The sequence below is a fragment of the Allobosea sp. 05T439 genome (assembly GCF_056396005.1).
Genome location: NZ_JBFTKP010000007.1, coordinates 65346 through 83464, shown reverse-complemented (window position 1 = coordinate 83464; position 18119 = coordinate 65346). Strand labels below are relative to the sequence as shown.

The following is an 18119-nucleotide window of genomic DNA, read 5'->3' as shown; positions in this document are numbered from 1 at the left end:
GCTCCGCCTTGTCCATCTCCAATCGTAAGCCGGGTCAGCCCAAGGAAGCACCAGCCGAGCCGCTGAAGCGCGCCATTTCCGGTGCGATGAAGGCGATCGCGCGCAAGCCCGAGATGGAAATCGTCTTCGCGGCGGACAAGCCATCGCTCGTTGGCGAACGAGCCCGTCTGCCCGAACCGCCGCGCAAGCTGACGGTCCAGGATGTCGCGATCCTGCGCGGCCACTCGGATTCGATGGCACTCAGGCTCGCCTGCCATGACGCCTCGATCCACCGCCGCGCCGCGCCGGAGGGCGATGCGGCGCGCGCTGTCTTCGACGCCGTCGAGCAGGCCCGGGTCGAATGCGTCGGCTCGCGCCGGATGAGCGGCATGGCCGGCAACATCACCGCCATGCTGGAAGACCGCTATCATCGCGGTGGCCGCTACGAGGAAATCTCCGATCGCGCCGACGCCCCACTGGAAGACGCACTGGCGTTGATGGTGCGTGAGCGCCTGACGGGGCTGAAGCCGCCGCAGGCCGCGACCAAGATCGTCGATCTCTGGCGCGACGTGATCGAGGCGAAGGCCGGTGCCGATCTCGACCGGCTGTCGCAGTCGGTCGAGGATCAGCGCGCCTTTTCGCGGACGGTTCGCGATATGCTGGCTTCACTCGACATGGCCGAGCAGAGTTCGCAGGGCCAGGACGAGGAAGAGGACGAGGACAACCAGGACCAGTCCTCCGAGGATCAGCAGCAGCAGGATGGCGAGGCCGAGCAGGAAAGCGGCGGCGAGCGCTCGGAGGTCGAGGTCAGCGAGGATGCGACCGACGAGTTGCAGGAGGGCGCGTCGGAAGCGACCGACGCTCCGGCCGGCGACTGGGACGAGGAGGACGATTCCTCTGAATCCGAGGAGGCGGGCGAGGCGCCGCGCCCCCGCGAGGGGCGCCAGAACGACCGGCCGCAAACGGACTACAAGCCCTACACCGTCAAGTTCGACGAGACGGTCACGGCCGAGGAGCTCTGCGACGCCGAGGAGTTGACCCGGCTGCGGGCCTATCTCGACAAGCAGCTCGCCCATCTCCAGGGCGTGGTGGCACGGCTTGCCAACCGGTTGCAGCGCCGCCTGATGGCGCAGCAGAACCGGTCCTGGCAGTTCGATCTCGAAGAGGGTTCGCTCGACCCTTCGCGCCTGCCGCGGATCATCATCGACCCGTTCCAGCCGCTCTCCTTCCGGCAGGAATCGGACACGAATTTCCGCGATACGGTCGTGACGCTGCTGATCGACAATTCCGGCTCGATGCGCGGCCGGCCGATCACGGTTGCCGCGACCTGCGCGGACATCCTGGCGCGGACGCTGGAGCGCTGCGGCGTCAAGGTCGAGCTGCTCGGCTTCACCACGCGTGCCTGGAAGGGCGGGCTGTCGCGCGAGGCTTGGCTGCAATCCGGCAAGCCGGCCAATCCGGGCCGGCTGAACGATCTCAGGCACATCATCTACAAGGCGGCGGACGCTCCTTGGCGCCGGGCTCGCAAGAATCTCGGGTTGATGATGCGCGAAGGCCTGCTCAAGGAGAATATTGACGGCGAGGCGCTCGACTGGGCCCATAAGCGGCTGCTCGCGCGGCCCGAGCAGCGCAAGATCCTCATGGTGATCTCCGATGGCGCGCCGGTCGACGATTCGACGCTGTCGGTCAATGCCGGCAACTACCTCGAGCGGCATCTGCGCCATATCATCGCCGAGATCGAGACGCGCTCGCCGGTCGAACTGATCGCCATCGGCATCGGCCATGACGTGACGCGCTACTATCGCCGCGCCGTCACCATCGTCGATGCGGAGGAACTCGGCGGGGTGATGACGGAGAAGCTGGCCGAGCTCTTCGAGGAGGATGGCCCCACCGGCAAGGCTCCGGTTTCTCGTCGCATGCAATGAGGCTGACCAGACGCGGCGTCCTCCAGGGGCTGGGCGCCGCCAGCTTGGGCTTGCCTGCCGCTCAGGCTCAGAGCATCGAGCCGGGCCGCATAAAGCTCACCATCAGCGTGCGCGGCTTCGATGCCTTCGAGCCGCGCAATCCCGGCAAGACACACTTCGGCCAGCTCAGCTTCCGGGGCGGGCTGGTGTTGCGCGGCGACCATCCGCGCTTCGGCGGGTTTTCCGGCCTCTGGCGCTCGCGCAACGGCGTCGATCTGGTTGCGATCACCGATAACGGCTTCTGGTTGACGGCGAAGACTGTCTCCGAGAAGGGGCGGATCGTTCGCTTCGAGCAGGCCGAACTCGCACCGATCCTCGGCGCCTCCGGGCGGCCGCTGCATCGTTCGCGCTATTTCGACACGGAGAGCCTGACGATCGCCGATGGCGTCGCCTATATCGGCGTCGAGCGGACGCATGACGTCCTGCGTTTCGAATGGGCGCGGTATGGAGTCGAAGCGCGTGCCCGCATCGTCCCGGTACCGCGCGAGGTGAAGCGCCTGCCGAGCAATCGCGGGCTGGAGGCGATTGGTGTCGTTCCCGCCGGGCAGCCGCTTGCGGGCGCGCTCGTCGCCATTGCCGAGCGCTCGGGCGGGGAAGACGAACCGACGCTCGGCGTGATCATCGGGGGGCGGCAGCCCGGCCTGTTTCAGGTGCGGCGCCATGGCGGCTTCGATATCACCGATCTGGCCTTCCTGCCCGGCGGAGACATGCTTCTGCTGGAGCGCTGGTACAAGCCTCTGCGTGGTGTCGGCATGCGGATTCGCCGCGTTCCCGGCGCAAGCCTCCGGCCGGGTGCGATGCTTGACGGCCCCTCCCTGATCGAGGCCGATCTCGGCCAGGAGATCGACAATATGGAAGGGCTTTGCGTCCATCAGGATCATGGCAGGACGATTCTGACCCTGATCTCGGACGACAACTTCTCTTTCCTGCAGCGCACCGTGCTGCTGGAATTCGAGTTGGGATAAGGGGACGAGCGTGACTTCAAGCTCGCTCTTGCGGCGAGCACAAGTCCTGAATGTGCCGGCGATCAAGCACCGAGAACGGATGATACGGGGCTGGCCACTGCGTCCTATGCAAACGAAAAAAGCGGCCTTGCGGCCGCTTCATTCATTCCGTGAAGGAGCCGCGCGCTCAGTTGGTCGCGAGCTTCTTCTCGATGTCACGCTTCAGCGTGAGTGCGCCGGTCGAGAGGTTGCCTGCCGGCTCCTTGACCAGGAAGGCGTCAAGTCCGCCACGGTGATCGACCGTACGCAGGGCGTTCGCCGAGACACGCAGGCGCACGGAGCGACCGAGCGCGTCCGAACGGAGCGTAACATTGACGAGATTCGGCCGGAAGACGGTCTTCGTCTTGCGGTTCGAGTGGCTGACGAGGTGCCCGGTGAGGGTGGCTTTCCCGGTCAGTTCGCAACGGCGAGCCATGATATCGTTCCCTTGGAACCGGTTGTCTMAAACAAAAATGCCGACACGCGACGTGCCGGCCCACGAGCACCGGAAGTCAAATTGAAGTCGCGGGTCTATAGCCAAGGCCGGCTGCTGCGTCAAGGACCGCGACTGATTCCATAGCACGATCGGGGCGGCCGCAGCGTGGCGGCATTGCCACTCGCCAAATTCGGTAAAAGGGGTCACGATTCGGACCGATTCGCAGTGCATGCCGGTGCGAAGCATGCCGTMCGGAGGAGTTGGATGAAGCCCGCCATCGCGTCGTCCCTGGCCGGACTTGGTCTCGCTGCGCTGGCCCTGGCCTCCGGCTTTGGAGCGTCGTCGGCCGCGGCGACCTCGTTGGAGGCCAAATATGATGTCTCCCTGCTCGGCCTGACGCTCGGCACCGCCCATCTCAGCGGCGGCATCGACGGCAGCAGCTACAAGCTCGATATCGTCGCCAAGATGACGGGCCTGGTCGGCAGCTTCACGGGCGGACGCGGCTCAGGTGCCGCAACCGGCAATCTTCATGGCGGGCGCCTGTCGCCTGCGACCTTCGCGGTTTCGTCGGCGAACTCAAGCGAGAGCCGCACTGTGCGCATGGCGCTCGACGGCGGCACGGTGCAGGCCGTGGATATTGCGCCGCCGATCGACGACAAGCCCGATCGCGTGCCGCTCAACGAGAGCCACAAGCGCAATGTGGTCGATCCGATCAGCGCCTTCCTGATGCCCGTGGAGGGCAAGGGCGGGAATGGTGCCGCCTGCAACCGGACGCTGCCAATCTTCGACGGCGCTGCGCGCTATGACATCAAGCTGAGCTATTCCGGTTCGCGGCAGGTGAAGCTCGAAGGCTATAGCGGCCCGGTCACGATCTGCCAGGCGCGGTATGTGCCGATCGCAGGGCATCGCGCCCTGCGGCCGAGCACCAAGTTCATGACCGAGAATCGCGAGATCAACACCTGGCTCGCCCCCGTCAACGGCACCAATGTGATGGTGCCGATCCGCATCTCGGTGAAGACCATGATCGGGACGGCGGTCATCGAGGCCTCGAGCTTCAGGGTCGATCCGACCACCACCACGGCCGCGCGGCAGAACTAAGCCGCAGCGCGTTCACTCGCTTTCGTCGTTGCAGTAATCTCACCCAGCCAGTCACGGAGCGCCGTCCCGATTGCACCGGGGTGATCCTCCTGCAGGTAATGCGCGCCGGGGCCGAGATTGATCAGGCGGCAATCATGCAGTCCCGCCGCGAACCTATCCGCCTCGGCCGGAGAGATCAGCGCCCCGGGATCGCCGCAGAACAACAGCTTCGGATAGGTGGACGCACGTAATGCTGCGTGGTCGCGCTCGCTGATGGCATGGACATCGGCCGGGGCGCCCGCAATGGGGAGCTCGTTGGGCAGTCGGAGGATCGGCCTGCGCGATTCGGGCGTTGGAAACGGCGCTCGATAGGCATCCAGCTCTTCATCGCTCAAGGCCCGCAGGACGGCAGCGGGCAGGACCCTCTCGATAAAGACATTGTCCTCGAGAATCAGCTTCTCGCCCTGTCCCGGCGTCCGGAACGCCCTGAACAGCTCACGCGCCTGCGGCCGCTGATGGAATGCATCCCAGCTTGCAAAGGGCTGGATGAATTCCATGAAGGCCAGGCCGATCATGTCGCTGGGGTTACAGGAGGCATGGTGGAAGGCGAGTGCCGTGCCCCAGTCCTGGGCGACGATGACCATCCGTCCGAGGCCCAGTTCAGCGATGAAGGCGTCGAGATAGCGGACCTGGTCGGTGAAGCGATAGGCGATGTCCGGCTTGCCGGACTGACCGTAGCCGATCAGGTCGGGGGCAATGCAGTGCGCCAGCGGCGCGACGTGCGGAATGATATGGCGCCAGATATAGGAGGAGGTCGGGTTGCCGTGCAGGAAGAGTACGGTCGGCCCCGCAGAGCCGGCCTCGACATAGGACATGGTCGAGCCGAGGACGGGAATCTCCCGGCGCAGCCATTCGGATGCGAATCCAGGTGACTGGGTCATGGCGATGCCCTTCTTCCAAACAGCGTTGCGAAAAGGATGGCCTTGAAGCGTTCGAGCGGAACCGGGCTGCGATCGACCTTCATGCGCAGGATCGCGCCMTGCCAGGCGGTGAGCAGGAAATCAGCGAGGTCGTCGGCGCTGAAATCCGTCGCGATCTCGCCAGTGGCCTGGCCTTCGGCGATGCATGCCGCAAAGGGCTCTCGCCAAAGGACGAAGATCTCCGAGAGTCGCTGCCGCAACCGTTCGCTATTGGGAGAGGTCTCGACGCTGAAATTGCCGATCATGCATCCGCGCGACCAATCGGCGGTTTCGAGCTTGGTCGTGATCGCGTCCAGATAGCGCCGCAACCGCGCGGCTGCGGGCAGGGAGCGGTCGGCCAGGGCTTCATCGACGAGGCCGCCGACATAGGCGAAATAGCGATCGAGCACTTCCTCGGCGAATTCCTCCTTCGATCCGAAATGATTGGTGAATGAGCCAGGGCTCGCTCCGGCTGCAGCGACGATCTCGCGTATGCCGGTGGCGGAATAGCCGCTCTTCCAGAGGAGATCGCGGCCAGCGGCGAGGAGATTTTCACGAAGGGATGGCTTGCTCATGAAGGTAGAATACGTACGTACGTATTATTGTCAACACTCCGGGAAACGCCCGATCGCCAAGGTGTCGGACGGGAGGCGGGTCTCGTCCGAACGGCCCGCTGAGGCGATGGCTCAGGCTGGTTCCACGCCGTTGCGCACGCAGAAATCACACGGCGGCCCCTCGTTTCGCCGTGAGCACGACATAAATAGCGCGGAGGACTGTCGGCGCCCGGCCGTTTACGCTGGTCGCGAAAATGAGTGGATCAAGCTCGTGTCACGATTCCAGATATAGTGGTACTTGCGGCCGTCTCCGCGATATCTGGCCGTGAACGAATCCCGATTCTGCCGGAGTCAGCGATTCGGGCTTGCTTCGTTCAGGACTCGTTCCGCAGCTTAATTTCGGCGCTCCAGCTTGTGCCAAGGTAGGACGCTTTCCCCAGCGTCTGCTGCCGGCAAGGGCCCAAAGGAAACGATCGGTCGCGTCTTGATTTCAGCACGCTCTCTTCCGCCCTCGGTTCGTGCGCAGGGTGTCACAGCAGTTCTCGGGCCCACCAATACCGGCAAGACGCATCTGGCGATCGAGCGGATGGTGGCGCACCCGACCGGAATGATCGGCCTGCCGCTGCGCCTGCTGGCGCGCGAGGTCTATGGCCGCGTGGTCGAGAAGGTCGGCCCCGAGGCGGTGGCGCTGGTCACCGGCGAGGAAAAGATCAAGCCGCAGCGGCCCCGCTTCTGGGTCTGCACCGTCGAGGCCATGCCGCGCGATCTCGCCGTCGATTTCGTCGCGATTGACGAGATTCAGCTCGCCGCCGACCTCGACCGCGGTCACGTCTTCACCGACCGCCTGCTGAACCGGCGCGGTCGGGCCGAGACGATGCTGATCGGCGCGGGCACCATGAAGCCGCTGATCGAGCAGCTCATTCCCGGGGTGAACGTCGTCACGCGTCCACGCCTGTCGCAGCTCACATTTGCCGGCGACAAGAAGATCACCCGCCTGCCACGACGCAGCGCGATCGTCGCCTTCTCCGTCGAGGAGGTTTATGCGATCGCTGAACTGATCCGTCGGCAGAAGGGGGGAGCCGCCGTCGTGCTCGGCGCGCTCTCGCCGCGCACGCGCAACGCCCAGGTCGAGATCTACCAGTCGGGCGATGTCGACTATCTCGTCGCGACGGACGCCATCGGCATGGGGCTCAATCTCGATGTCGATCACATCGCCTTCGCGTCGGACCGGAAATTCGACGGCCATCATTTCCGCAAGCTGAACCCCGCGGAGTTCGGCCAGGTCGCCGGGCGCGCCGGCCGCCATCTGCGCGACGGCACCTTTGGCACGAGCGGGCGTTGCCCGCCCTTCGACGCCGAATTGGTCGAGGCGATCGAGAATCATCGTTTTGAATCGGTGCGGCAGCTGCAATGGCGCAATTCCGATCTCGATCTGCGCTCCGTCGACGGGCTGATCGCCAGCCTGAACGTCCAGCCAACCGAGCAGGGGCTGACCCGTGCGCTGATCGCAGAGGACATGACGACGCTGGAGGTTCTGGCCCGCGATGCCGATGTCAGGCCGCTGGCGCAGGGCCGTGCAGCAGTCGAGCGGCTCTGGGAGGTGTGTGGCCTGCCTGATTATCGCAAGATCGCGCCGATGCAGCACGCTGATCTCGCCACCACGCTGTATCTGCGCCTGATGCGCCACGGACGGCTCGATCCGGACTGGTATCGCGCCCAACTCGATGCGCTTGACCGGACCGATGGCGAGATCGACACGCTGTCTGCCCGCATTGCGCAGGTCCGAACTTGGACCTATGTCGCAAACCGTCCTGACTGGTTACCTGATCCAGAGCATTGGCAGGGGGTGGCGCGTCTTGTAGAGGACAAGCTGTCGGACGCTTTGCACGAGCGGCTAGCCAGCCGTTTCGTCGATCGGCGCACGAGCGTGCTGATGCGTCGTTTGCGGGAGAATGCAATGTTGGAGGCTGAGGTCACCACGACGGGCGATGTGCTCGTCGAGGGACAGCATGTCGGGATGCTTCAGGGATTTCGCTTCACGGCGGATCCCAAGGCTGGCGGGCCCGAGGCGAAAGCCTTGAACATGGCCGCGATGAAGGCGCTTGCCAGCGAGATCGAAGCGCGCGCCGCGCGTGTCGTGCTCGCGGCTGATGATGCCTTCGTGCTTTCGCATGACGGGCTGGTGCGCTGGATCGGTGAGCCGGTCGCGCGGCTTGTCGCCGGCGACAAGGTTCTGGAGCCGCGCCTGCGCCTGCTGGTCGAGGAGCACCTGACCGGACCGGCGCGCGAGCAGGTCGACGCGCGCCTCACTCTCTGGCTCAAGAATCACATCGCCCGTCTGCTTGGTGCGTTGCAGCTGCTCGAGAATGCCGAGAATGTCACCGGTATCGCGCGCGGCATCGCCTATCAGGCCGGGGAGTCGCTGGGCGTGCTGGAGCGCGCCAAGGTCGGCGAGGAGATGAAGACGCTGGATCAGGAGGGCCGCGCAGCACTCCGTCAGCTCGGCATCCGCTTCGGAGCCTTTCATCTTTACGTCCCGGCCCTGCTGAAGCCGGCACCACGTGCGCTGGCTGCCCAGCTCTGGGCGCTGAAGCATGGCGGGCCCGATACGTCGGGCCTCGACGATATTGCCCATCTAGCAGCCTCGGGTCGGACATCCTTTGCCGTCGACAAGGCGGTGCCGAAGGGTCTTTACCGTGCTGCCGGCTATCGCGTCTGCGGCGAGCGCGCCGTGCGTGTCGATATCCTCGAGCGGCTTGCTGACCTGATCCGGCCGGCTATCGCCTATCGCCCGGGCCTGACCCAGGGCCAGCCGCCCACCGGCGCGGCCGATCAGGACGGTTTTGTCGTCACCGGTGCCATGACCTCGCTGGTCGGTTGTGCGGGCGAGGATTTCGCCTCGATCCTGCGCTCCCTCGGCTATGTCTCGGCCAAGCGTCCGGGACCGGCGATTACCGTGCCGCTGGCGCAGCCACCGGTCGCGGCTACCGCTCCGGTTGCCGACGCGCCGACCGCGGAAACTACGGACGTCCCGGCTGGGCACGAGGCCGATCCGGCGGTGGTGGCCGATGAGGCCGGCGCCGGTATTGTCGACGAGCCTCTGGCCGCTACTGACATCGAGACCGCCGAGGCTGCCTCTTCGGAGGCTGCCGCGCCTGAAACGGCCGACGCCCCGACCGCGGCGGAGACTGAGCTCGAGCAAGCCGCACATCCGGTGCCAGCCGATGCCATGTCTGCTCTGCCGGCGCCTGCCGACGAGACAGCTGTCTCCGAGACGCTTGCCGCGGGAGCTCTTGCCCCTGAGGCAGCAGTTGATGTCGTTGCTGCGACCGAGGTGCAGGAAATCGAGGTCTGGCGGCCGCATCGTCACCAGGGTGGGCGCAGGCCGGAGCATGCCGGGCGCGGTCGCCGCGACGGCGCTCAGGGCGAGCGTCAGCCTGGCGCAGGGCGTGGTGAACGTCCGAACCGTGACGGCCGGCCCGACGAGCGTCGCCGCCAGGGCGATCGTGGCCGTCCGGCTGCCGCCAATGCGTCTCAAGGTGATGCTCCCCGACAGGATGCGCAGCCGCGCGAGGGTGATCAGAAGCGCAGCGGCCGGCCGCAGCGCAATGGCCGCCCCGAGCAGGGGCGTGGCCCGCGGCCGGACTTCAAGCGCGATGGACGCCCAGGTGGCCCACGCCGCGAGGAGCGCGGCAACGAGCGTTTCCAGCAGGCGTCAAAGCCGCGTCCGGCCGAGCGCGAGCCTGATCCGGATTCGCCCTTTGCGAAGCTTGCGGCTCTCAAGGCCCAGCTCGAGGGCGGCGGGCGCAAGACCTGACATGGGGCTCAACTGACCTGGGGCTGAGCGGAAAGGCTGTCCTTGCGGGAAGATCGCCAGCGTCTCGACAAGTGGCTCTGGTTCGCGCGTTTCGCCAAGACGCGCTCGGTCGCTGTGCGTCTGGTGGATGACGGCCATGTCCGCGTGAATGGTCGGCGTGCAGGGAATGCAGCGCTTGGGCTCAAGCTCGGCGACGTGCTGACACTGGCGCTGGTGCATGAGACCATAGTGGTGCGCCTGCTCGCCCTGGGCAGCAGGCGCGGTCCCTATGAGGAGGCGCAACTGCTCTATGAGCGCTTGGGGGAGAGCACGCGCGGCGATGCGCCGCTTGCGGAGGACGATCCGAGCGGATAGAGCGCGGGAGCGGTTCGATAGGCCTGCCTGGGCAGGCTTGGGTGCTTCAGGAGGAGTTTCCTTCCGGAGCTGGCCGGAAGAGATTTTTCTTTCTGCCGCAGCCCGGATATCGACCTTGAAATACCCGCCTTCCGGGTCTTTATGATCCGGCAGGATGGACCGGGAAGGACTGGCGACATGACCTATGTGGTCACCGAAAACTGCATCAAGTGCAAGTACATGGACTGCGTMGAGGTCTGTCCCGTCGACTGTTTCTACGAAGGCKAGAACATGCTMGTCATCCATCCCGACGAGTGCATCGATTGCGGTGTCTGCGAGCCCGAATGCCCGGCCGAGGCGATCAAGCCCGATACCGAACCCGGCCTTGAGAGCTGGTTGCAGCTCAACTCGAAATATGCGTCGAGCTGGCCGAACCTGACCCAGAAGAAGGACCCGCCGGCCGACGCCAAGGACTTTGATGGCGTGGCTGGAAAGCTCGAAGAACATTTCTCGCCGAACCCCGGCGAAGGCGACTKAATTTCACCCAAGGGGAAGAGGCTGAGCGATGAGCACACCGGCGCTGCGACATGCAGTTCCGGTGTTAATCGGCGTTTAGCTTTGATTCGGCGTGTTTTTTGTGATACACCTGTTCGTGCAGTCGAATTGGTTCCGCCTGCCCCTGCGAGGATTCATAAACGGGGCACCCCCATAGATACGGGATGACCAGGGCTTCCGGCAGAAGGCCGGAGCGTGGTGATTTTCGTGTTCGGTGGTCAAGTAGCAATCGGCTGAGGGAGCGTGAGGCTGCGGGTCCGTGACCGCTCGGTCGGGATTGCAACGCATCAGGCAGAGTGTCTCCGGTCATTCCGGCCGGGGACGTGTCATCGTGGGCCGTGTCAAGCGGTCCCGTCAGGAGTCGTAACGGCATGTCCACTGCGAAGAAAGCTGTTGTGCGCCAGGGTTTCAAGACGGGCGAGTTCGTCGTCTACCCGTCCCATGGCGTCGGCCAGATCACGGCGATCGAAGAGCAGGAGGTTGCCGGCTTCAAGCTTGAACTCTTCGTCGTCAGCTTTGCCAAGGACAAGATGACGCTGCGTGTTCCCACCGCCAAGGCTGTGAGCGTCGGCCTGCGCAAGCTTGCCGATACCGATATCGTCAGCAAGGCGCTGACGACGTTGACCGGCCGGGCCCGGATCAAGCGCACCATGTGGTCGCGCCGCGCCCAGGAATATGAAGCGAAGATCAATTCGGGCGATCTTGTCGCCATCGCGGAGGTCGTCCGCGATCTCTACCGCTCCGAGGCGCAGCCCGAGCAGTCCTATTCCGAGCGTCAGCTCTACGAGGCTGCGGTTGACCGCATGACCCGTGAGATCGCGGTCGTCGACGACGTGACCGAGACCGAAGCGCTGAAGAAGATCGAGGGCCAGCTCGCCAAGTCGCCGCGTCGTGCGGCCAAGGGCACCGAGGTCGACCCGGCTGATGCCGATCTCGAAAGCGACAATGACGATCTGCAGGAAGAAGCCGCCTGAGGCGATTCCTCCGGCATGATGCCAATCAACCCGGCGGGCAACCGCCGGGTTTTTTCTTGGCCAGACGGCTCCGGTTTTTGCGCGGGAGAAGGGCGACTAAGCGCTCCCAGGCTGGCTTGGCGGCCCTGAGCGTCTTCTCGTGATCCGGCAGCTGCTGGACGGGCCGCCCATCGCGCGCGGTCCGGTGGATCAGCAGGCGGACCTTGATCTGCGTGACCCCACGGGACCTGGGCCAGATCGGGCGAGCGCCCATGGAGAACCTTGCGGCCAGTCAGTTCGGAAGCGGCGCCGGCAAGGTTGTTGCCGGTGCAGGGGGCGCCTGCAGAAGCCGATCACGCCGGTTCCGTCGGTGGCGCCTGATGCTGTAGCAAGGAAAGCCAGGGCTGCCCGCGCGGGCAGCCCCTATTCGGCGACGATCTTGTAGCGCTGGCCGGGCGTCAGCTTGCTGTTACGATCGAGCCCGTTCAGCAGCAGGAAGAGGTCGAACGCGCGCTCATGTGTCGCCATGCGGGCGGCCAGCGTTGCAGGCGTGTCGCCTTCGGAGGCGCTGACGATCCGCAATTGCAGAGGCTTCGTGGCCTGTGCTTCCGCTGCAGTCAGGACCCGGAAGCTGCTGAGCACGGCGCGCATCGGGCGCTCCGGATCGCTGCTGCCGCGGGCCGCCAGGATGAAGCGATAGACGCGATTGCCTGCCTGGATGGCGGCGAGCCTGAAGGTCCAGTCGGTCCCCTTGCCGCTGGCCAGGACGGCGGACTGGCCCTCAAGGTCGAGCTTTTCGACGGGGCCGGTCTCGACCCCGTCGATCCAGCCGGAGGCGACATAGGATTCGAGGGTCTGGCCGGGCTTGAGCGTGACCGAATCAAAACGCAGCGCCTGGGCACCGTTGCCGCTGACACCGATGACCATGTCGCGCGCCGCCTCGAGGTCGAACCCGTCGGGGGCATCGAAGGTGATGCGCAAGGTGCTGTTGAGATAGCGCCGGCCTCGTACCACGCCATCGCTCGGGTCGTCGCCATAGGCGATGCCGTCGATCGCAGCGAGCCAGCGGGCCGCATCGCGCTCGCCAAGCCCGGGTGCACCGATCTGGCGGGCGGACGCCGTGACGGCGGCGACGCGCTCCGGGGTCGAGGGATGGCTGGAGAGAATATCGAGCCGCTTCTCGCTGCCGCTCTGGCCCTGGCCGCTGTTGCGGAAGCTGGTATTGCGGCCGAGCGCGCCCAGGAAGCGGCCCGCTCCATAGGGGTCGTAGCCGGCGCGCGCGATGTTGCGGACGCTGATCTGGTCGGCAATCAGCTCCTGCTGTCGCGAGAAGCGGGCGAGCGAGATCTTGGAGCCGGCCTGAACGGAGGCGCCAGCAGCCGGATCGTTGAGCACCTGTGTGACGACTTGCGTGACAAGCGCAGACTCAGCTTCGGCCTCAGCCCGCTCGACGGCGTGATGGGCGGTTACGTGAGCGATCTCGTGGGCGAGCACCGAAGCGATCTCGCTGGTGTCGTTGGCGAGCGCCAGCAGCCCGCGCGTGACGTAGAGCCGGCCATTCGGCAGGGCAAACGCGTTCACCGCCGGCGAGTTCAGGATGGTGATCTCGTAGCTGCCGATCTGCCCTTCGCCAGCCTTGACCAGCCGCGCCACGACTTCGTTGAGCTGGGCCCGAGCGTTTGGCGCGCGGTACTCGCCGCCGAAAGCGGCCAGCAGCCGCAAATGCTCGCGGTCCGACGCGCGCTGGAACGTGCTCAGCCGCGGGGCAAGCTCGCCATCGGCCGGTTGGGGGGGCAGGACGCTCTGGTCGCCGAAGCAGCCGGAAAGCAGCAGGGCGGGAAGGAGCAGGGCGCCTAGTCGCGCCATGGGGCGTGACACAGTCTGTCGGCGAAAGGCCAGCATGGTTCTAATCGATCAGTTCCAGGGCTGCGCGGGAGGGGAGTTCAAGCGACAATCCATCCGGCCCGCTCAGTACGCCGCGCGCCCACACGCGTTTACCCGTCAGTGTCCTGGCGGTCCAGCCGACCTCCCGCATCTCCCGCCAGAGCCTCCTCGACACGACGACCGACGCACCGGCTCCCCGCCGGTGCGAAAAATTCAGATAGGAACGCTGCGGTCGCTCGCCGATCGATGCGATCCGCCCCTCCAGCACGATGACGCGACCGGCGTGCACCTTCAACGCGGCAATATCGTGACCATCGACGAGATTGGCTGGTTTTGGGCCAGTTTGTCGCGCGGATGGGGTGGCATTCGGGGCAGATGCCCGCAAGAGCGCGTCGCAGGGGCTGCTGACGGAATCGGGTAGATGCCAGGCTGCGCCGCTTCGGATGAGGGCGACCGACAGGTCCAGCGGTGCGGTGGCCTGGGTATCCGGATCGGCCAGCAGGCGCGCCGCGATGCGGCCCCAGCGATCGGGCTCGGCCAGGATGACGATCCGGAGATCGCGGCCTTGCCACGCTGCCAGGGCCGCGACGAAACGCGCGATCTCCGCGTCGTCCTGCCGAGGGGCCAGTCCGACGAGGCGTATCCGCCGGCCATCGTCGAGCAGCAGATCGCCGCTGGTGTCGGTGCCAGCCAAACGAACCGTCGGCGTCTCGGCGGCCGCGGCCGGACAGGAATCGTTCGCCAGCGCCTTGCCCGACGCGGCAATGAGACTCAGCATGACTGCAACAAGAGGCTTCACCCGCATGCGCTTTATGCTAAACGCATTCACGTGCGTCCCGGTAGCTCAGCAGGATAGAGCAACGGTTTCCTAAACCGTAGGTCAGGGGTTCGAATCCCTTCCGGGACGCCAGTTCTCCCACAGCAATCTGAGACTGGACGGGGTGACCCGTCTGGCTGGGCTTCTGACCATAGGTTAGCCTTGGCTCAGGCGCCGTTGCTGGCTTGTGCAGCCCTCGCGACTGTTGCCCGATAGCGGCCGGCCGCCGCGCAACTCCCACCCCACAGGTTCACGATGCCCAAACGTACGATCTCTTCCGACCGTGTCTTCAAGGGAAGGCTCCCTTTCGCCCAGGCGACGGTCGCCGGGGACTTCATGTTCGTCTGCTGCGTCGGGATGGACAGGGAGGGCAAGTATGCCGTCGGCGACGCACGGCGTCAGACGCAGCAATGCATCGACAACATCCGCGCTCTCCTGGGGGAGGCGGGCGGCAGCCTGAAGGATGTCGTCAAGTGCACAGTCTATGTCACCGACCGTGCCTATTGGGAGCCGATGAACGAGGTCTATTTCGCCAATTTCGCCGAGGATTCGCCGCATCGCGTGTCCTGCATCGTCAATGGCCTCGGCTCGCCCGACTGTCTCGTCGAGATCGACGCGACCGCCTATCTCGGTGAAATGAAGTAGACCTCGCGATCGCGCAGCGGGCGGTCGCGCGCTGCGCACATCCTGAGGCCGGATACTGGACCGGTCTGACCGCTCGGCCTGATCGCAGCTCGCGCCGTTGCCTGCATAGGATCAGCTCTTGCCCAGTCGAGGCCTGGACGTGCGGGGTCGCGAGAGTGCCTTGCACGTGATTGGCCCGCGCGCATGGATTGTGCGTCGGGCGTTGCTTACCCCTTTGCAGTCCGTGACGAGTCTTGCGCCGGCTCGCCCATAAGATGCGGAGCGCAACGCAGAATGCGGACCAGTCTGCCGTGGAGTTGCGCTCCGAGGCGGGGCTTGGCATGCGCGACGCTCTATGCCGTCACGGTTCAAACAACCAGGAAGATACAGAGCCATGTCGATCGAACGTATAGGCCTGACGGAACGGTGGTGCGACGCCGCCATTTTCAACGGCATTGTCTTCCTCGCCGGCCATGTCGCGGAGAAGACCGAAGGGGAGACGCTGACGCGGCAGACCGAGGAGGTGTTGGCCTTGCTCGAGGAAACGCTCGAAGCCGCCGGTAGTGCGAAGGACCGGATTCTGAGCGTTCAGATCTTCCTGACCGATATTGCTGGGATCGCCGAGATGAACGCCGTCTGGGACAAATGGGTCGCCCGCGGCAGCGCGCCGGCGCGCGCAACGGTGGAAGCGAAGCTCGCTTCGCCGGGATATGCGATCGAGATCACCGCTGTGGCCGCGAAGAAGGCCCCCTGAATTCCGGGGGCCGCGCGGCACATCGGCAATCTGACCTATCGTCAGCCTGTCATTAAGCATGGCGGTTGAATCTCGACGAGGCGGACGTGATTTCCACCGCGGTTTAGGGATTTGACCGCCATAGCAGGACGCGCCGAGGCCGTTCCTGTTCGCCTCGCACGGGAAGCCATGACGATCTTTGTTCGATCGCCTGGCGGCCCTGAAAGGTGGACAAGGGCTTTGACATGTCTGTTCGCGCGATGATCCGAGCGATGCGACCGCATCATTGGCTCAAGAACGGGCTCGTCTTCGTCCCCATCCTGCTGAACCATGACGTGTTCGATCTCGCTGCGCTCGGCCACGGGGCGATTGCGTTCGTCGCGTTCAGCCTGCTCGCCTCGGCGATCTATCTCCTCAACGATATTGTCGATGTCGAGGCCGATCGGCGGCACCCGACCAAGTGCAAGCGCCCTCTGGCTGCCGGCGAGATCACCGCGAAGCAGGCTTATGCTGCGGTGCCACTGCTGATGATCGCGGCCTTCGCTTCGTCAGTGTTCGTGCCTGAGCCGGGTACGTTCCTGCTGGCGCTGACCGCCTATCTCGTCCTGGCGCTGCTCTATCTGTTCGTTCTCAAGCGCAAGCTGCTGGTCGACGTGCTCGGGCTTGCAGCTCTGCATACCCTGCGCATCCTGGCCGGCAACGCCGCGGCGGCGATTCCGGTCTCGTCCTGGCTGCTCGCCTTCTCGATGTTCCTGTTCTTCAGCCTTGCGCTGGTCAAGCGCTATGCGGAGCTGCGAATCACGCAGGACCAGTCCGGGCTGAAGAAGGCCGGCCGCGGCTATCAGGCCGAGGATATCGAGGCCCTGTCGCAGCTCGGCATGGCCTCGGGCTGCACCTGCGCGCTGATCATGGCGCTCTATGTCGATAGTGCGGCCGTGAAGCAGCTTTATCGTCACCCCGAGATCATCTGGCTGGTTTGCCCCGTCATCCTCTATCAGATGGCGCGGATCTGGTTTCTCGCCCGTCGTGGTCAGATGCCGGATGATCCGCTGGTCTTCATGATCCGCGACTGGCGCAGCCAGGTGACGGGTGGGTTGGTGCTGCTGATCATGGTCGCCGCGACGGTCCTGCCGTGAACGGACGAGCGCCCGAATATCGGTCCTGGGGCGGCCTCATCGCCCGGAATACGCAGATCATCATGCCGGACGCCTGGAGTGCCGAGCCTGCGCGCTACCCTTCGACCGTGCTCGCCTATGGCAATGGCCGTTCCTACGGCGATTCCTGCCTCAATGATGGCGGCGGGCTGATCGCGGCGCGTCGCCTCGATCAGATCCTGGCCTTCGATCGCGAAAGCGGACTGATCACCTGCGAAGCCGGAGTGTTGCTGGACACCATCCTGGAGCATGTGGTTGCGCTGGGCTGGTTTCTGCCGGTCACGCCGGGCACCGCCTTCGTCACCGTTGGCGGGGCGCTCGCCAACGACGTGCACGGCAAGAACCACCATCGCGCCGGCACGTTCGGGCGGCATGTGCGTGCCTTCGAGCTGGCGCGTTCGGACGGGGCCCGGCTCACCTGCGCGCCTGACATGAACAGAGAGCTCTTCGCCGCCACGATCGGCGGCTATGGGCTGACCGGGTTGATCACCCAGGTGACATTGCAGCTGATGCCGATCCCATCCGCCGAGATGCGTCAGGAGGCGATCCATTTCCCGAGCCTCGGGCGCTTCTTCGAGGTCGCGGCGGAATCCGATGCAACCCATGACTACACCGTGGCCTGGATCGACTCGCTTGCTGGCGGGACTAGCTTCGGACGCGGCGTTTTTTTCCGTGCCAATCATGCTCCGGCGTCGGAATTGCCGCAGTCGCGCGCAGCGCGCCCGCTGCCATTCCCGATCAATCCTCCCTTTCCGCTGATCAACCGCCTGACGCTGCGTGCCTTCAACATGCTCTACCGGGCCGCGCAGCCGCGTTCGCCGGAGCCGAGGCGCATTCCCTATCGGCCGTTCTTCTACCCGCTCGACCGGGTGAGTAACTGGAACCGCGCCTATGGCCCGCGGGGCTTGCGCCAGTTCCAATGCGCGGTGCCGATGGCGCAGGCGCATAGGGCGGTCGAGGAGATGCTGAGGCGCACGCTCGCGGCTGGCGAGGCATCCTTTCTGACGGTGCTGAAGCTGTTTGGGGACGTGCCGTCGCCAGGCATCATGTCGTTTCCGGTTGTGGGCGCGACGCTGACGCTCGATTTCCCGCATCGCGGCGAGCGGACGCTCAAGCTGCTGGACGAGCTTGATCGCGTGGCAATCGCGGCGGGCGGCCGGGTGAACCCTTACAAGGATGCCCGCATGTCGCCTGCGACCTTCGAGGCATCCTTCCCGCAGTGGCGGGATTTTGCCCGGCATGTCGATCCGGGCTTCTCATCCGGCTTCTGGCGCCGCGTGACTGCGGGCTAACGTCG

The 18119-nt window shown here is 65.3% G+C and carries 15 protein-coding genes, 1 tRNA gene and 1 pseudogene; 12 read left to right on the top strand and 5 right to left on the bottom strand.

Annotation, left to right across the window (positions count from 1 at the left end; genetic code table 11):
• Nucleotides 1-8 precede the first annotated feature (8 nt).
• The gene (gene cobT / locus AC1DIO_RS10150; RefSeq protein WP_441493210.1) at nucleotides 9-1904 is read left to right on the top strand and encodes a cobaltochelatase subunit CobT; all 1896 of its coding nucleotides are present in this window, start codon (nucleotides 9-11) and stop codon (nucleotides 1902-1904) included.
• 44 nt (nucleotides 1905-1948) lie between these two features.
• Nucleotides 1949-2908: an esterase-like activity of phytase family protein gene (locus tag AC1DIO_RS10145; RefSeq protein WP_441505679.1), complete on the top strand. Its 960-nt coding sequence runs from the start codon at nucleotides 1949-1951 to the stop codon at nucleotides 2906-2908.
• Between the two features lie 166 nt (nucleotides 2909-3074).
• On the opposite strand, the gene rpmB is transcribed toward AC1DIO_RS10145, so the two are convergent.
• On the bottom strand, nucleotides 3075-3362 hold the full coding sequence (gene rpmB / locus AC1DIO_RS10140; protein ID WP_113516050.1) for a 50S ribosomal protein L28: 288 nt from the start codon (nucleotides 3360-3362) through the stop codon (nucleotides 3075-3077).
• A gap of 264 nt (nucleotides 3363-3626) precedes the next feature.
• Between rpmB and AC1DIO_RS10135 the strand changes: the two genes are divergently transcribed.
• Nucleotides 3627-4460 carry a DUF3108 domain-containing protein gene (locus tag AC1DIO_RS10135; protein WP_441505678.1) on the top strand — a complete coding sequence of 278 codons (834 nt, stop codon included), beginning with the start codon at nucleotides 3627-3629 and terminating at the stop codon, nucleotides 4458-4460.
• On the opposite strand, the gene AC1DIO_RS10130 is transcribed toward AC1DIO_RS10135, so the two are convergent.
• Nucleotides 4457-5380 (bottom strand): haloalkane dehalogenase, encoded by a 924-nt coding sequence (locus AC1DIO_RS10130; protein ID WP_441505677.1) that lies wholly within the window; start codon nucleotides 5378-5380, stop codon nucleotides 4457-4459. The two genes, AC1DIO_RS10135 and AC1DIO_RS10130, sit on opposite strands and share 4 nt — an antisense overlap.
• Nucleotides 5377-5973 (bottom strand): TetR/AcrR family transcriptional regulator, encoded by a 597-nt coding sequence (locus tag AC1DIO_RS10125; protein ID WP_476853372.1) that lies wholly within the window; start codon nucleotides 5971-5973, stop codon nucleotides 5377-5379. The genes AC1DIO_RS10130 and AC1DIO_RS10125 overlap by 4 nt, the downstream gene beginning before the upstream one ends.
• A gap of 466 nt (nucleotides 5974-6439) precedes the next feature.
• Here AC1DIO_RS10125 and AC1DIO_RS10120 point away from each other — a divergent pair, with 466 nt between their 5' ends.
• The 4 genes and pseudogenes from AC1DIO_RS10120 (at nucleotide 6440) to AC1DIO_RS10105 (ending at nucleotide 11631) form a co-directional block, all read left to right on the top strand.
• On the top strand, nucleotides 6440-9769 hold the full coding sequence (locus AC1DIO_RS10120) for a helicase-related protein (protein WP_441505813.1): 3330 nt from the start codon (nucleotides 6440-6442) through the stop codon (nucleotides 9767-9769).
• Nucleotides 9770-9811: 42 nt separating this feature from the next.
• The gene (locus AC1DIO_RS10115) at nucleotides 9812-10123 is read left to right on the top strand and encodes an RNA-binding S4 domain-containing protein (protein ID WP_441505675.1); all 312 of its coding nucleotides are present in this window, start codon (nucleotides 9812-9814) and stop codon (nucleotides 10121-10123) included.
• Nucleotides 10124-10300: 177 nt separating this feature from the next.
• Nucleotides 10301-10636, top strand: a pseudogene (gene fdxA / locus AC1DIO_RS10110) (ferredoxin FdxA); the annotation flags it as partial.
• 392 nt (nucleotides 10637-11028) lie between these two features.
• Nucleotides 11029-11631, top strand: coding sequence for a CarD family transcriptional regulator (locus tag AC1DIO_RS10105; protein WP_069878873.1), 603 nt, complete (start codon nucleotides 11029-11031; stop codon nucleotides 11629-11631).
• Between the two features lie 402 nt (nucleotides 11632-12033).
• On the opposite strand, the gene AC1DIO_RS10100 is transcribed toward AC1DIO_RS10105, so the two are convergent.
• Nucleotides 12034-13476 carry a M48 family metalloprotease gene (locus tag AC1DIO_RS10100; protein WP_441493216.1) on the bottom strand — a complete coding sequence of 481 codons (1443 nt, stop codon included), beginning with the start codon at nucleotides 13474-13476 and terminating at the stop codon, nucleotides 12034-12036.
• A gap of 40 nt (nucleotides 13477-13516) precedes the next feature.
• Nucleotides 13517-14299 carry a hypothetical protein gene (locus AC1DIO_RS10095; protein ID WP_476853371.1) on the bottom strand — a complete coding sequence of 261 codons (783 nt, stop codon included), beginning with the start codon at nucleotides 14297-14299 and terminating at the stop codon, nucleotides 13517-13519.
• Nucleotides 14300-14327: 28 nt separating this feature from the next.
• Between AC1DIO_RS10095 and AC1DIO_RS10090 the strand changes: the two genes are divergently transcribed.
• The 5 genes from AC1DIO_RS10090 to AC1DIO_RS10070 all read left to right on the top strand — a co-directional run bounded on the left by AC1DIO_RS10090 (nucleotide 14328) and on the right by AC1DIO_RS10070 (nucleotide 18114).
• Nucleotides 14328-14404 (top strand) — tRNA-Arg (locus tag AC1DIO_RS10090).
• 162 nt (nucleotides 14405-14566) lie between these two features.
• Complete coding sequence (locus tag AC1DIO_RS10085; protein ID WP_441505658.1) at nucleotides 14567-14956, top strand: RidA family protein; 390 nt, start codon at nucleotides 14567-14569, stop codon at nucleotides 14954-14956.
• Between the two features lie 373 nt (nucleotides 14957-15329).
• Entirely contained in the window at nucleotides 15330-15689 is a 360-nt protein-coding gene (locus tag AC1DIO_RS10080; protein ID WP_441505657.1) for a RidA family protein, read from the top strand.
• A 224-nt stretch (nucleotides 15690-15913) separates the two neighbouring features.
• Nucleotides 15914-16804 carry a UbiA family prenyltransferase gene (locus tag AC1DIO_RS10075; protein ID WP_441505656.1) on the top strand — a complete coding sequence of 297 codons (891 nt, stop codon included), beginning with the start codon at nucleotides 15914-15916 and terminating at the stop codon, nucleotides 16802-16804.
• A complete protein-coding gene (locus tag AC1DIO_RS10070) occupies nucleotides 16801-18114 on the top strand; it encodes an FAD-binding oxidoreductase (protein ID WP_441505655.1) in 1314 nt (437 codons plus the stop codon). Before AC1DIO_RS10075 ends, AC1DIO_RS10070 begins: the two co-directional genes overlap by 4 nt.
• Nucleotides 18115-18119: the final 5 nt, after the last annotated feature.